Source organism: Streptomyces sp. H27-C3 (assembly GCF_030063415.1).
Taxonomy (GTDB): Bacteria; Actinomycetota; Actinomycetes; order Streptomycetales; family Streptomycetaceae; genus Streptomyces.
The window spans coordinates 26602-40623 of sequence record NZ_JASITA010000013.1 but is presented as its reverse complement, the minus strand read 5'-3'; the positions used below and the strand labels follow the sequence as shown (position 1 = coordinate 40623).

At 70.9% G+C, this 14022-nt stretch carries 12 protein-coding genes; 5 read left to right on the top strand and 7 right to left on the bottom strand.

The annotated features are described in order from the left end of the window. Positions 1-20: 20 nt before the first annotated feature. The 5 genes from QMK30_RS14930 to lanKC form a co-directional block, all read right to left on the bottom strand. Positions 21-1109 (bottom strand): Strvi_7410 family MBL fold metallo-hydrolase, encoded by a 1089-nt coding sequence (locus QMK30_RS14930; RefSeq protein WP_283518350.1) that lies wholly within the window; start codon positions 1107-1109, stop codon positions 21-23. A 176-nt stretch (positions 1110-1285) separates the two neighbouring features. Continuing rightward, positions 1286-3028, bottom strand: a complete 1743-nt coding sequence (locus QMK30_RS14925; protein WP_283518348.1) for an ATP-binding cassette domain-containing protein — start codon at positions 3026-3028, stop codon at positions 1286-1288. Beyond that, complete coding sequence (locus QMK30_RS14920) at positions 3025-4812, bottom strand: ABC transporter ATP-binding protein (RefSeq protein WP_283518347.1); 1788 nt, start codon at positions 4810-4812, stop codon at positions 3025-3027. The genes QMK30_RS14925 and QMK30_RS14920 overlap by 4 nt, the downstream gene beginning before the upstream one ends. A gap of 115 nt (positions 4813-4927) precedes the next feature. After that, positions 4928-5062, bottom strand: a complete 135-nt coding sequence (locus QMK30_RS14915) for a SapB/AmfS family lanthipeptide (protein ID WP_283518345.1) — start codon at positions 5060-5062, stop codon at positions 4928-4930. A gap of 49 nt (positions 5063-5111) precedes the next feature. Further along, positions 5112-7715: a class III lanthionine synthetase LanKC gene (gene lanKC / locus QMK30_RS14910; RefSeq protein ID WP_283518343.1), complete on the bottom strand. Its 2604-nt coding sequence runs from the start codon at positions 7713-7715 to the stop codon at positions 5112-5114. Positions 7716-8187: 472 nt separating this feature from the next. Here lanKC and QMK30_RS14905 point away from each other — a divergent pair, with 472 nt between their 5' ends. The 4 genes from QMK30_RS14905 (at position 8188) to QMK30_RS14890 (ending at position 10848) form a co-directional block, all read left to right on the top strand. Beyond that, positions 8188-8688, top strand: coding sequence for a hypothetical protein (locus QMK30_RS14905; RefSeq protein WP_283518342.1), 501 nt, complete (start codon positions 8188-8190; stop codon positions 8686-8688). Positions 8689-8858: 170 nt separating this feature from the next. Next, a complete protein-coding gene (locus QMK30_RS14900; RefSeq protein ID WP_283518341.1) occupies positions 8859-10319 on the top strand; it encodes an aldehyde dehydrogenase in 1461 nt (486 codons plus the stop codon). Further along, positions 10319-10552, top strand: coding sequence for a ferredoxin (locus QMK30_RS14895; protein ID WP_283518340.1), 234 nt, complete (start codon positions 10319-10321; stop codon positions 10550-10552). Before QMK30_RS14900 ends, QMK30_RS14895 begins: the two co-directional genes overlap by 1 nt. Before the next feature lie 104 nt (positions 10553-10656). Beyond that, positions 10657-10848, top strand: coding sequence for a PhzF family phenazine biosynthesis protein (locus tag QMK30_RS14890; RefSeq protein WP_283518339.1), 192 nt, complete (start codon positions 10657-10659; stop codon positions 10846-10848). A gap of 76 nt (positions 10849-10924) precedes the next feature. Here the strand turns inward: QMK30_RS14890 and QMK30_RS14885 are convergent, their stop codons facing one another. Together QMK30_RS14885 and QMK30_RS14880 are read right to left on the bottom strand one after the other, a co-directional pair. After that, on the bottom strand, positions 10925-11497 hold the full coding sequence (locus tag QMK30_RS14885; RefSeq protein WP_283518544.1) for a response regulator transcription factor: 573 nt from the start codon (positions 11495-11497) through the stop codon (positions 10925-10927). A 211-nt stretch (positions 11498-11708) separates the two neighbouring features. Beyond that, on the bottom strand, positions 11709-12332 hold the full coding sequence (locus tag QMK30_RS14880; protein WP_283518337.1) for a TetR family transcriptional regulator: 624 nt from the start codon (positions 12330-12332) through the stop codon (positions 11709-11711). A gap of 276 nt (positions 12333-12608) precedes the next feature. Between QMK30_RS14880 and QMK30_RS14875 the strand changes: the two genes are divergently transcribed. Further along, entirely contained in the window at positions 12609-13958 is a 1350-nt protein-coding gene (locus tag QMK30_RS14875; RefSeq protein ID WP_283518336.1) for a glycosyltransferase family 4 protein, read from the top strand. The last annotated feature ends 64 nt before the right edge of the window (positions 13959-14022 follow it).

Here is a 14022-nt window from a genome sequence, read left to right as displayed (position 1 = left end):
CCTCGGTCCGTACCCGACCCTTACACCGCCTGGTAGGTGACCGGGTCGCTGCCCGGCACCGGCTCCGCCAGACCCAGCTTCACCAGGCGGCGCAGATGCGCCTCCGCCTCCGAGACGGCGATGTTCCTCGACCCGTACGGGATCTGCTCCCACGGGCGGTTCCACTCCATCCGCTCCGCGATCTGCCACGGGGTGAGCGGGGTGGCGAGGAGAGTGCGCAGGCCGGTCAGGCGGTCCTCGTGGTGGGCGAGGAGTTCGGCCACGCGCGCGGGAGCGTCGGTGAACGCGTGCTGGTGGGCCGGCAGGACCTCGGCGGGAGCAAGCCGCCCGACGCGCTCCAGGGAATCCAGGTAGTCGCCAATGGGGTCTCCCCTGCTCGAGCGAAGCCGAGAGCTTGGGGAAGGGTCGGTGACCGTGGCGTCGTCCGGGTCCTCGTACAGGCCGATGTGCGGAGTGATGCCGGGCAGGAGGTGATCGCCGGAGAACAGGCGGCCGTTGCCGGGGAGGTTCGCCGGATGGGCCTCGTCGAGATGCAGGCAGACATGGCCCGGCGTGTGGCCCGGCGTCCAGATCGCGCGCAGCCGGCGGCCCGCCAGCGGGAGCAGGTCGCCGGGGACGATCTCGCGGTCGGGGAGGGCGGCGCTCAGGCCGGGCAGGGTACGGGTGCGGCCCGACTCGCGGGCGGCGCGCAGCGGCGCGAGGTGCTCCTCGGGGGCGCCCGCGGTGGTGAGCTTGGCGGTGATGAAGTCCAGCCAGGTGCCGGGCTTCGCGCTGCGGGTGCGGCGTACGACATCGGTGTCGGCGGCGTGCATCGCGATCCACGCACCCGAGACGTCCCGCACCTGGCCGGACAGGCCGTGGTGGTCGGGGTGGTGGTGGGTGACGAGCACGCCGTGGATGTCGGCGACGGCCACATCGAGCGCGGCGAGCCCCGCGACCAGGGTGTCCCAGGACGTCGGGTCGTCCCAGCCGGTGTCGATCAGGACCGGGCCCTCGTCGGTGTCGAGCAGGTGGACCAGTGTGTGACCGAGCGGGTTGTCCGGGATGGGCACCTTGAGGGACCAGACGCCTCCGCCGTGTGCGGTCACCTGGTCGGTCACCTGCGTCATGGGGCCTCGTCTCGGTCGTGTACGGGCGCGGCTGCCGGTCGCACGGCATCCGGCAGCCGTTGGGCTCCGCCCACTATAACTAGAACTCGTTCCAATTGATGCCCAAGTCAAGCTTCCAGGAACGGTAGTTGGGATGCGCTCCGTGTCTCCGAGCGGCCGGTCGGGCGACTGCGGAGTCAGATGTGCTCGGCGTGCCACTGGCCGACCAGGTCTCGGTAGAGCGGCGAGCGCTCGATCAGCTCGTGATGGGTTCCGTATGCGGCGTGGGCGCCGTCCAGCACCAGGATCCGGTCCGCACGCTCGGCGGAGCTGATGCGGTGGGCCACCACGATCAAGGTGCCCGGCCGTTCGGCGAAGGCCGCCTCGGCCTGCTCCTCGGCTGCCGGATCCAGGTGGCAGGTGGCCTCGTCGAGCAGGGTCAGGGCTGCGGGAGATACGTGCGCCCTCGCCAGGGCGACGAGTTGACGCTCGCCGTGCGACAGGGCGGCGGGGTCGAGTGGGGAGTCGTACCCTCCCAGGCGTCGGATCAGCGGGCCCAGGCCGACCGCTTCGGCGGAGTGTCGCACGGCAGCGGGCGACGCTCCGTCCGGGCACAGATAGAGCAGGTTCTCGCGCAGGGTGCCGGTGAAGACGTAGGCCTGCTGCGGAATGAGGACGCGGAGCTCGGACGGATCGCCCGGGCCGCCCGCGACCGCCGGGCGCCCCTGCACCCGTATGTGTCCCCGGTCCGGTGTGAGCAGACCGGCGATGAGGGCGGTCAGGGTGGACTTGCCGATGCCGCTGGGGCCCACGACGGTGAGATGCTCGCCGGACGCGACCGTCAACGTGAGCTTGTCCAGGACCGGTTGGGCGTCGGGGCGGTAGGCGAACGTCACCGCGCTCAGCTCAACCGCGGGCGCCCGAGGGTCGACCGCCGGTCGCGCGCCCGCGGATTCGGTCGTGGTCGCCGCTGCGAGAGGATCCGGGTAGGTCCCCGCCGTCAGCCGGTCCAGGACTACCAACAGCCTGGTACCTGCGGCTCCCAGGGCATGCATCAGCGTGTGCAGGGCCGGCAGGAGCGACTGCATGAGGTAGGTCAGGGCGCCGACCAGGGTGCCGGCCGTGAGCCCTTGGCGCAGCAGCCAGGGGGTCGCGGCGAGGAGCAGCAGCACCGGGAGCTGGCCCGAGACGGCGAGAGCCAGCGTGCGGGCGGCGGCCCACCTGGCGAGAGTCCGGGCCGTGCGCGCCTCGTTCTCGATCAGCTCGTACGTGCGGTCCGCCACCTGCGCCCGCGCCCCGCAGGCCACCACGTCGCGCAGACCTTCCGCCAGCGCCCCCGCCTGCGTGGCCAGCGCCTCGTCGGCGCGCAGGAAGGCCCGCTGGCACGCTGCCATCGGGATGAGCGTGGCGGTGAACAGGAGCAGCCCGATGAGCAGGGGCGGCACGACGACCAGCAGCAACTGCGGTGCCAGCGAAGCGAGACCGGCCAGCGCGCCCACCGTGGTGAACACGAACGACCGGGCGACCAGCACCAGTCCGGCGAAACTGTCGCGTGCGATTTCCGTCTGGTGCGTCAACCGGGAGACCACGGCGCTGTCCGCGGTGTTCGCACGTCCGGTCACCGCGTCGGCCAGGGATTTCGATGTGACCCTGCGGACCAGGCCGTCCCGCAGCGGCTCGACCAGGTCGGCGAGACCACGGAAGACCCCTCGGGTGGCCAGGCCGCCTGCGAGGGCGGCGGTGGCCGCCAGCGCCAGCCACAGAAGTCCGAGCCCGGTGCGGCCCGCGAGGAATCCCTGATCGAGTGACTTGGCGACGCTGTAGCCGCCGGCGAAGGTCTGCAAGGACTCCAGCAGCGACCAACTGCCCAGCTTCAGCAGTACGCGCCTGCGGCGGCCCAGGAAACGCGTCGCCTGCGGCAGGATCCGGTTGTCCTTCATGAACCCGGCTCCTTCCCCGAGCCCCGCTCGGCCGAGCTGCCGGGGTCGGGGTCGGGGTCGGGGTCGGCAAATATCGCCCGGTACTCGGCGTTCTCCCACAGGACCGGGTGCGGTCCCACCGCGCGGATACGGCCGTCCTCGATCCACGCGACCAGGTCGGCGCGGGCCGCGGTGGAAACCCGATGGGCGATCAGCACGCGGGTACCGGGCCGTACGTCGCTCACCAGGGCCCGGCCGACATGCAGTTCAGTGACGCTGTCGAGGCTGGAGGTGGCGTCGTCCAGGATCAACAGGCGCCCCGCGTGGGCGAACGCCCGTGCCAGCCCCAGCCGTTGCAGTTCCCCGCCGGACAACGGGACCCCGGCGACCGGCGCCCCGTACCGGCCGGGCAGGCGCTCGACGAAGGCGTGGGCCCCGGCGGCGCGGGCCGCCTCCTCGATCTGCCGGGTGGTGGGCTCGGCCGGGCCGAAGCCGATGGCGGCGCCGACCGTGTCGCCGAAGAGGACAGGGCGCTCGAAGGCGTAGCCGATCTCCCGGCGGAGCTGGTCCGGGTCGGCTTCGGCCAGGGACACTCCGTCGAGCCGCACCTCCCCGGCGTCGGGGTCGGTCAGCCGGCCGATGACGGCGGCGAGCGTCGACTTGCCGGCCCCCGAGCGGCCGACGACGGCCATCACCGTCCCGCCGGGAACGGTCAGATCGACATCGCGCAACACGGCGGTGCCGTTGCGGACGACGGTGACGGCCCGCAGCTCCACCCGGCCGGGTCCGCCCGCGGGCAGCGGAGTTGAGCCCTGCCGGGTGGCGGGCACCGCGAGGAGTTCGGCGGTGCGGCGGGCGGCGGAGCGGCTGCGCAGCAGGGCGTTGAGCTGTCCGGTGACCCCGCCCAGGCCGGCGGCGAGGCTGGTGTAGGCGGTGGCTGACAGGAGTTGGCCGACGCTCAGGTCCCCGGCGACCAGGCGGATTCCGCCGACGGCGACGACGAGCGTGATCAGCATCGGCACCAGGATGCCGCTGCCGGCGACGGCGCTCCCGTACACCTGCCACATACGTCGTCCCTGTGCGCTCAGCTCCGCGAGGGGCGCCAGGACGCGGGCACGCTCCCTCCTGGCCGTTCCCGCGGCGGCGATGGTGCGTGCACCGCCCAGTGCCTCCACGAGACGGGAGGCGAGGGCGGCCTGCACGCGCTGGTACTGCGTGACGCTCTCGGAGGAGCCGCGGGTGAAGGTGCGCAGCAGCAGGAGCAGCAGCGGCGCTCCGGCCAGGAAGACCGCGGCCAGCCAGAGGTCGGTGAGCGCCAGCGCGACCAGGCCGCCGAGCGGGGTGAGGAGCGAGGCGGCGCCCGCCGCCACGGTCACCGGCGCCGTGCCGGCCTCGGCGGCGTTGCTGGTCAGCCGGGTGACGAGATCCCCCACGGTGAAGTGGTCGGCCGCCCGGCGGGGTTCGATGTTCAGCAGGTGTGCGACGCCGCGCCGCCGGATCCGCGCGGTGCTGCGCGCGCTGGTGACGCCGCTGAGGAACGCCACCAGTGCGTCGGAGACGACCTCCACGACGATCAGGAGCGCGCAGAGGGTCACGGCGCGGTGCAGACCGTCCGCGGCGCCGAGCGCGCGGTCCAGGGTCATGCCGAGCACGCCGGGCAGCGCGACCGCCGCGGCCGCGGAGATCGCGCTCAGGATCAGGACGGCCGAGGTGTGCACGGGGCTGTGGCGGGCCGCGTCCACCAGGAGCGGCCTGGCCCGGGCTGGGTGCGGGGCTGCGTCGCCGGGGGGCTGCGTACGGGCCATGCGGATGCGGTCCTCGCCTCCGTGGCAGGGATGGGACGCGCAGTGGCCCCGGCTTGCGTCCACCGGGGCCACTGCGGTCGGTCTCACGGGGCGGTCAGGCCCCGCAGGCGGTGGTTCAGTTACAGGTGGTGACGCTCAGGCTGCTGTCGCCACACAGCAGCAGGCTCGCGCGGCTGCCGCCGCCCGTGCCGATCTCGCCCGTGATCTCGGCGGCGGGGGTCTCAAGCATCTGAAGGTCGAGAAGGGTCATGATGGTTCCTCTCATCGTGGGGACGGGATTTTTTTGTTCTCGACTCCCGTCAGGGAGTCGGCTCAGGGGGCCGCCGTAGCGGCGGAAGGAAGGGCAGGTGCACGGGGGTCTCGTGCAGGGCGCTGCCCAGAGCGAGCAAGCAGCCGGCGGTGCCGGTGCTCAGGTCCATGGAGAGCCGCATCATCTGCTCACCGGCGAAGGCCAGATGGCCCCGGTAGGGGACGGCGCCCCAGGAGAGCGATTCGATCTGGCGGCGCACATCGGCGTCGTGCGTACCGGGCCCCGGCGTCGTGGTGCGGCTCAGATGCAGCACCATGCCGGCGGCGCCGCGGAACAGGCCGGGCTGGGCGTAGAACTTGGCCTGTGCGGCCCGCACGATCTCTTCCCGGGCCTGCTCGAACCGTTCGTCGCGCCGATGCACGAGATAGTCGTCGAGCACCATGCCGATGCCGACACTGCCGGCTCCCAGATAGGGCATGGTGCGCCAGCCCTCGTTGACCTGGAGGGTGCCACCGACGCTGCGCGTGCAGCGGTCCAGATCGCGGCGCAGGGCATCGGCTGCCAGGTCCAACAGCGCCTGATCACGGGTGCGTTCGTACAGGCGGATGAAGAGCAGAGCGGTTCCGCTGGCCCCGTGCAGGAGTCCGGCGCGAGCACCGGGGGCGCCGGGCGGGGAGGCCTTGTCGGCGATCAGCTGGGCGCATTGCATCGCCGTGGTGTGCAGGGCGCTCTCGCCGGTGGAGGTGGCCAGCGCGTCCAGGGCGAGGGCCAGGCCCGCCAGGCCGCTGTGCAGGTCCGGCGCGATGTCCTGCCGGGGCTGGGAGGTGAGCGTGTCGGCAAGGTCGAGCGCTGCTTCGCGCCGGCCCAGACGGTCGAGTACCCACGCGATGCCGGACAGGCCGTCGTAGAAGCCCATGGGCGTGCCGGAGGCTGGAGCCTTGCATGACCGCAGCAGCCAGTCCTCGGCCTCCGGACATCGCTCGGCGCCTGTCTCGGCCAGGGCGTAGAGGACTCCGGCCGCTCCGTAGGAGAAGCAGGCGCCCCCGGCGGAGTTGGCGAACTGCGCGACGTCTCCGGGGAAGAACCGGTCCTCACGCTCGGGCGTGGCCGAGGCGATGATGGCCCGCGCCATCGAGTCCCGGCTGTTCGGCCAGTCGGCCAGGGTCACGGGAAGGTAGCCGGCCCCCGCCCGGGGTGCGCTCGTGTCCGACGCCGCGGCCTCGGGCCGCTGCCCCCGCTGGATCTCGTCGACCGCCTCCTGGAGGAAGGCGGGAGGCACGGGGAACTGCTCGCAGGCGATCCGGGCCAGGTGCCCGGCCTTGGCCCGGTCCACCGCGAAGAGGCTCGTGAGCGGCAGGAACAGAGCCAGCCGCAGGCATGCGAGGGCGTACAGATCGACGTCGAAGCCCCTGCGGTCGGCGGGTGCGACGAACCCCGGATTGGCCACGACCTGGCGGCGCGTCAGGTCGTCGACGGCTGCCGCCTCGAAGTCCAGCAGCGTCACGGAGGACTCGTCCTCCGACAGCATGATGTTGAACAGGTGCAGATCGTTGAAGGCCACACCCCGGGCGTGGATCGCCTCGATGGCCTCCTCGACGAGCCGGTGGATCCGCATCGCCCACTGCGTGTACTCGGTGAGCTTCTCCGCACTGGGATCGGCTTCGATGAGCGGGTGCCGATGGGCGAAGAAGCTGTTCAGGGGGCGGCCCTCGATGTACTCCATCACGAGGAAGGAGTGATCGCCGAGGGTGAACCAGTCCAGCACCTCGGGGGTGTGCCCCAGCCCCGTCAGCCGCCGCAGCGCGTCGCGTTCACGCTTCAGGCGGACGACCGCGTCGGCGCCGTCGGCGGCCAGGCCCGCATGCGGCCGGCCCTCCTTCAGGACCACCTGCCGGTCGGTGCGCAGGTCCCTGCCGACGTACACGCCCCCACCGTTGGAGAAGTGCAGCGCCCGCTCGAAGCGGTAGGGGACATCGGCGACCGGGTTCGCGGAGCGGGCCGCGACATGCGGTTCGAGGAAATCCGGGAGGGTGATCCACGAGGGGACGTGGAAGGTCGGCTCCCTGCGGTCGGGCACCAACTCCCCTTGTGCGTCGGCGATCGCGGGGACCAGTTCACCGCTGTCGTCGTAGCAGTACCGCTCGGTGAAGCTGCCGTATCGCACATGGACCGGACCGGTGCCCCAGCGCAGATCGCTGAGGATCACGGGGCCGGGCTCCGCGGCGAGCAGCTCGTCGAGCTCCTTCGCGAGGGTGTGGAACTGTGCGTCGTCGGACGGGTAGACCGTGATGAACTTCCCGCTGGCGGCGCGGTCCGCGTACTTCGCGTTACGGGAATGGAGCAGATACCGGCTCGGCATGCACTTGAAGGCCACCGAACGTGGGACGCAGTAGTCCCACACCGCGGTGAGAATCTTCTCCGCGTTGTCCAGACACGCGGATATATGGATCTTCCAGCCCTGGCTGGGTATTCGATTCTCCAGGGGGCGGAATGCCAGCCAGTCACCGGAAGTGTGACGCTGCCATCCCTGCGGCAGTTCACGCGCGAGGACCGAATACGGGGCTCCGCTGCTCGCACGGTCCGACGACCGACGGTACGGCGCGTCGTAGAAATGACGGCCGGCGTCGCAGAATGCGGCATACCCCTTGTTCATTGGACCCCTTCGGCTGGGTGACACCCAGACGCTGTCATCCGGCCGAGAACCGAACCAGTAACGCCTGTCACGAAAGAGGTGTGCAGAACGCACGAGTAACATATTTTCGAGACGGAAATGTCCTGGACGCAGCACGGGCATAGGGGCGATGACCTGTGCACAAGCGCGCGGCAAGGTCTGCGGACGCCGACCCACCAGGCGCGTCCGCAGTGTGCCCGCGGCGCGAAGGATCCCCGCACGGTCCGCGCGATGTCCGTTCCGGGTGATCCTCCCGCCAAAGACGACAGGAACCACTTTCTGTCGATACAGGGCGGGGGTACGCTCAGCCCCTTGCTCCGGGAAAAGCCGTCCGCGATCATCGACAACATCCCCGGAATTCCCCGGAATGCCTACGGAATCAGGGCGCTTCGCGGGAGCCGGTCTCTTGAACGGGTGAATGTGGGCAGGGCCACCCGCTCGTCAAGGAGTGATGATGGAAACTCCCGCGTTTGTCGGTCTGTTCACCATCGAAGGCACCCCGCACGGCCCCTACCCCGGCGCCGTGCCCGGCGATGTCGGCGCGTACGACACCATCGCGTTTCACCGTGACACCGCCGATCAGCTTCTCCGGGATCTCAACCACGACGACTGCATCTTCACCGCGTTCTGGGAAGGCGCCTCGCTGAGGCTGTGCTGGACCACGTCGTGGAACGCGCGGGCGACGACGCTCGTAGCGGTCGATACGCACGGCCGGTACCTGATCGGCGGCCTGTGGCCCTGGGCCGACTGGGACGGCTGGGGCGGCGGCCTCCCCGACACCGACAAACAGGCCTTCGCCCTGGGGGTGGTGGAGTTCAGCTCGTCCCACCCGACCGTCCTGCCAGGTCACCTCAGGTCCCCCTACCGCAGGGGGCGCGAAACCGCGCACCGGGTCACCCTCAACTCGTACCGTGGGGAAGGGGCCGAGACATGGTCACCGAGCCTGCCCGAGTAGCACCCGGTGGGCGGCGGCGCGGGCCGGCGGCCGGAACATTTTCGCCTCGACGTGGACTCCTGAGCCCTTACGACCTCGGGAGCCCGCGCACTATTGCCCCCGAGGTCGTTAACTGGTATCGGTTCTGATGCAGCGTCAGAGAATTGCCCGCGCAGCGAGAGGCGTCAGTCATGACCGAGCTTGTGGAGCACGGAAAGCTGTACATCGGCGGGGAGTTGGTCGATCCGCTCGGCACGGACGTCATCGAGGTGATCTCGCCCCACACCGAGCAGGTCATCGGCCGTGTCCCGCACGCGTCCCGGGCCGATGTCGACCGGGCGGTGGCCACCGCCCGTGCGGCCTTCGACGAGGGGCCCTGGCCGCGAATGACGCTCGACGAGAGGATCGCCGTCGTCTCGCGGATCAAGGACGCGATCGCCGTACGGCACGAGGAGATCGCCCGCGTCATCAGCTCCGAGAACGGCACGCCGTACACCGCCGGCATCATGATGCAGGCGCTCGCCGCGATGATGGTCTGGGACGCCACGATCACTGTGGCGCGTGACTTCCCCCACGAGGAGCGGCGGGCCGGTGTGCTCGGGCCGATCCTGGTGCGGCGCGAGCCCGTCGGGGTGGTCGCGGCCGTCGTGCCGTGGAACGTGCCGCAGTTCACCGCGGCGGCCAAGCTGGCCCCCGCGCTGCTCGCCGGCTGCTCGGCCGTCCTCAAGGTGTCGCCCGAGACGCCGCTGGACGCGTACATCCTCGCCGACATCGCCACCGAGGCCGGGCTGCCTCCGGGGGTGCTTTCGATCATCGCGGCGGACCGTGAGGTCAGTGAGTACCTGGTCGGCCACCCGGGCGTGGACAAGGTGTCGTTCACCGGCTCGGTGGCGGCGGGCAAGCGCGTGATGGAGGTCGCCTCGCGCAATCTCACCCGTGTCACGCTGGAGCTGGGCGGCAAGTCCGCGGCGGTGATCCTGCCCGACGCGGACGCGGCGAGCACGGTCGCGGGCATCGTCCCGTTCGCCTGGATGCTCAACGGCCAGGCCTGCGTGGCCCAGACCCGCATACTCGCCCCGCGCTCGCGCTACGACGAGTTCGCCGACGCCTTCGCCGCCGCCGCGCAGGCGCTCAAGGTCGGCGACCCGCTCGACCCGGCCACCGAGCTCGGCCCGCTCGTCGCCGAGCGCCAGCAGCAGCGCTCCCTGGACTACATCAGGATCGGGCAGGAGGAGGGCGCCAAGATCCTCACCGGGGGCGGGCGTCCGGCAGGCATGGATCAGGGGTGGTACGTCGAACCCACGCTCTTCGGCAGCGTCGACAACTCGATGCGCATCGCCCGCGAGGAGATCTTCGGCCCGGTCATCTGTCTGATGCCGTACGGCGACGAGCGGGAGGCGCTGCGCATCGCCAACGACTCCGACTACGGCCTCAGTGGCAGCGTGTGGACCGCCGATGTCGAGCACGGCATCGACGTCGCACGCCAGGTGCGAACCGGCACGTACTCCGTGAACACCTTCAGCGTCGACATGCTCGGCCCCTTCGGCGGCTACAAGAACTCCGGTCTGGGGCGGGAGTTCGGACCCGAGGGGTACGGCGAGTACCTGGAGCACAAGATGATCCACCTGCCGGCGGGGTACGGGGACGCGTGATGGGGGACCGCTGGCACGTCGAGGTCGACCGGGGCGTCTGCATCGGCTCCGGGATGTGCGTGAACAACGCGCCGGGCGCCTTCACCCTGGACACCGCCCGCCAGTCGCATCCGGTGGCACCGGACGCCGACGCCAACGAAGGGGTGCTGACGGCCGCCGAGGGCTGCCCGGTCGAGGCCATCACCATCACCCTGCTCGGCAACGGCGAGACGGTCTTCCCGCCCGACGAGTAGCCCACCGGACGCGTAGCCAGGGGGACGGCCGGAGAAGCCGGTCGGGGGCCGGTCGGCGGCGATTGGCCCCCGACGGGTGGGGTGTGCCTCCGTACGGTCGGCCCATGACCCACCACTACCGGCACGTCGACGTCTTCGCTGCGCACGCGTTCACCGGCAACAGCCTTGCCGTCTTCCCTGACAGCTTCGGTCTGTCGGCCGCCCACATGCTCTCGATCATTCAGGAGGTACGGCACTTCGACGGCGGCCAGGTCGCCATGGTGGCTTCCGGCAACCTCGATCGGCTGCCGGAGTGACCGCGCCCTGCCCGGGGCAGCCACGACTGGCTGTTCCGCTGTTCCGCGCTCCACCGGGACCCGGCGGGGCGGCCGGTCAGAGCCAGCCCGCTCCCTGGGAGATGCGAATGGCGTCCACGCGATTGCGGGCCCCGGTCTTCCGGGTGATCGCCGCCATGTAGTTGCGCACCGTCCCGTTGGACAGGTGCAGGCTGTCGGCGATCTCGGTGATGTCGGCCCCCTCAGCGGCGAGCGACAGGACGGTCAACTCCCTCCGGGTCAGCGGGCTTTGGGCCGCGTCCAGGAATTCGTAGGCGAGGGAGTCATCGACGAAACGTTTTCCCGTGGCGACCCGCCGAATTCCGTCGAGCAGCCGCTCGGTCGGCGCTTCCTTACTCACGTACCCCTGGGCGTCGGCTTCATACGCCCGGCGCAGAAGTCCCGGTTTTCCGGCCGGGAGCAGGACCAGCAGGGTGCACTCCGGATACGGGCCGCAGGTGGCTGTCACTTCCGTGCCGGCGACCAGGCCGGGCGATCCCGGCCCTTCGGTGTCCACGACACACACGCGTGGCTCTAACGACCGCGCGGCCCGTAGTGCTCCCAGGGAGGTGCTGGTCGATATTTCGATATCGGGCTCCTTTTCGAGCAGAGCGGCCAGACCCGACCGCATCAAACAAATATCGTTCACGAGAAGAACCCGGATAACGCGGCTCACGACTTTCCCCCTGAGGTCCCGCCTGTGGTGCTCGGCATGTCACGTCGCTCAGTAGTACCCGCGAAGGCCAGAAACATTGGGCACGGATTCAGGCCAACGGGGCGCACAGCAGGGGCGCGTACGGCGCGCTTCCGGCGCACGAGTGCAGATGGAGTGACGGACTCCGCTATCGGCGGTGATCCGGATCGGTGAGGTCGATCAGCCGGCACACCATCTCGATGTCGATCTTCACCTGGGCGATGGAGGCGCGCCCCGAGAGCCAGGTGATCAGAGCCGAGTGCCAGGTGTGCTCGATGACCCGGACCGCCGACAGTTGCTCGGGCGTGGGCACTCCCTCCAAGGCCATGGCCTCAAGGATGATCGCGGTGGTCTGCCGCGAGACCGTGTCCACCTCGGGGCTGACACTGCGGTCCGCGAACGTCAGCGCCCGCACCATCGCGTCCGCCAGGTGGGGCTCGCGCTGGAGCGCGCGGAAGGCCCGCATCAAGGTCTCGGAGACCCGCTCCGCGGCGTCCTGTCCGGCCGGCGGGCGCTTGCGGAGCGTGGTGTGCATGTGCTGCAGCTGGTCCTGCATGGTGGCTACGAGTAGGTGGACCTTTGACGGAAAGTAGCGGTAGAGAGTGCCCAGGGCGACGCCGGCGGACTCGGCGACCTCGCGCATCTGCACCGCGTCGAAGCCGCCCCGGCTCGCGAGCTGGGCGCTGGTGTGCAGGATGCGGCGGCGGCGTGCCTCCTGGCGCTCGGTGAGGGGCCCAGACGCCGGGCCGGCCGTCTTGGCTTCCGAAGTCATATGTCCTGCTCCATGGCATTCATCCGTACTGTGCGCTCCAGAGGTGGCCACAGCATGGCAGGGCGTGTGCCGTGGCGCGAATCACCTGATCCGGACCTTACGGCGCCGCTTACGGCCGGTAGATTCAAAGTTCCTTGAACGATCAAGCCTGGCCGACTCTCCTCGGGGGCCGCCCCTGGAGGAAGCCCCCCCGGACCCCCGGCCGACGAGAACTTGTTCTAGATTAGCGTGAGCGGTTACGCTCCGCCGAAAGTGCAGTGAAGAAGGGGGCCGAGAGTGACCGCTGAGGCCATACAGGCGGGCCCCCATGCGGGTTCGTCGGATGCGCCCGCGCCCGACGGGGCCGCCAATTCCGACGACGGCGACCGCCCGCTGCGCATCGCGCTCCTGTCGTACAAGGGCAACCCGTTCTGCGGTGGCCAGGGCGTCTACGTACGCCACCTCTCGCGCGAACTCGCCCGCCTGGGCCACAGCGTCGAGGTCCTCGGCTCCCAGCCCTACCCCGTGCTCGACGAGGGCGTGCCGCTCACCGAGCTGGCCAGCCTCGACCTGTACCGCCAGCCCGACCCCTTCCGCACACCGAAGCCCGGCGAGTACCGCGACTGGATCGACGCCCTCGAAGTCGCGACGATGTGGACCGGCGGCTTCCCCGAACCGCTCACCTTCTCGCTGCGCGCCAAGCGTCATCTGGCCGCGCGCCGGGGCGAGTTCGACGTCATCCACGACAATCAGACGCTCGGGTACGGGCTGTTGGGCGACCTCGGGGCCCCGCTGGTCACCACCATCCACCACCCCATCACCGTCGACCGGCAGCTCGACCTGGACGCCGCCGACGGCTGGCGCAGACGCGCCTCGGTGCGCCGCTGGTACGGCTTCACCCGCATGCAGAAGCGCGTCGCGCGCCGCATGCCGTCCGTCCTCACCGTCTCCGGCTCCTCCCGGCTGGAGATCGCCGAGCACCTCGGCGTGGAGGACAGCCGCATCCAGGTCGTGCACATCGGCGCCGACACCGACCTGTTCTCGCCGGACCCCTCGGTCGCGGAGGTCCCCGGCCGCATCGTGACCACGTCCAGCGCGGACGTACCCCTCAAGGGCCTCATCCACCTCGTGGAGGCGCTCGCCAAGCTCCGCACCGAGCACCCCGAGGCTCACCTCGTGGTCGTCGGCAGGCGCGCCGAGGACGGTCCCGTCGCGCAGGCCATCGAGCGGTACGGGCTCCAGGGCGCCATCGAGTTCGTCAAAGGCATCACCGACGACGAACTCGTCACCTTGGTGCGCGGCGCCCAGATCGCCTGCGTCCCTTCCCTGTACGAGGGCTTCTCGCTGCCCGCCGCCGAGGCCATGGCCACCGGCACCCCGCTTGTCGCCACCACCGGCGGCGCGATCCCCGAGGTCGCCGGGCCGGACGGCGAGACCTGCCTGGGCGTCCCGCCCGGCGACGCGGGCGCGCTGGCCACCGCCCTGAGCCGGCTCCTCGGCGACCCCGGGCTGCGCCTGCGGCTGGGCGCTGCGGGCCGGGAGCGGGTGCTGGCCAACTTCACCTGGGCCAGGGCCGCCCAGGGCACGGCAGAGCTGTACCGCGCGCGGATCGCGGCCCGTGCCGCGCTGCGCGGGGGAGTCCGGTGACGCGGACCCCGGCGGCCGGTGGCCGCTCGGCAGTCAGTCATCGCGGCCGCTCCGCGGCCACCAC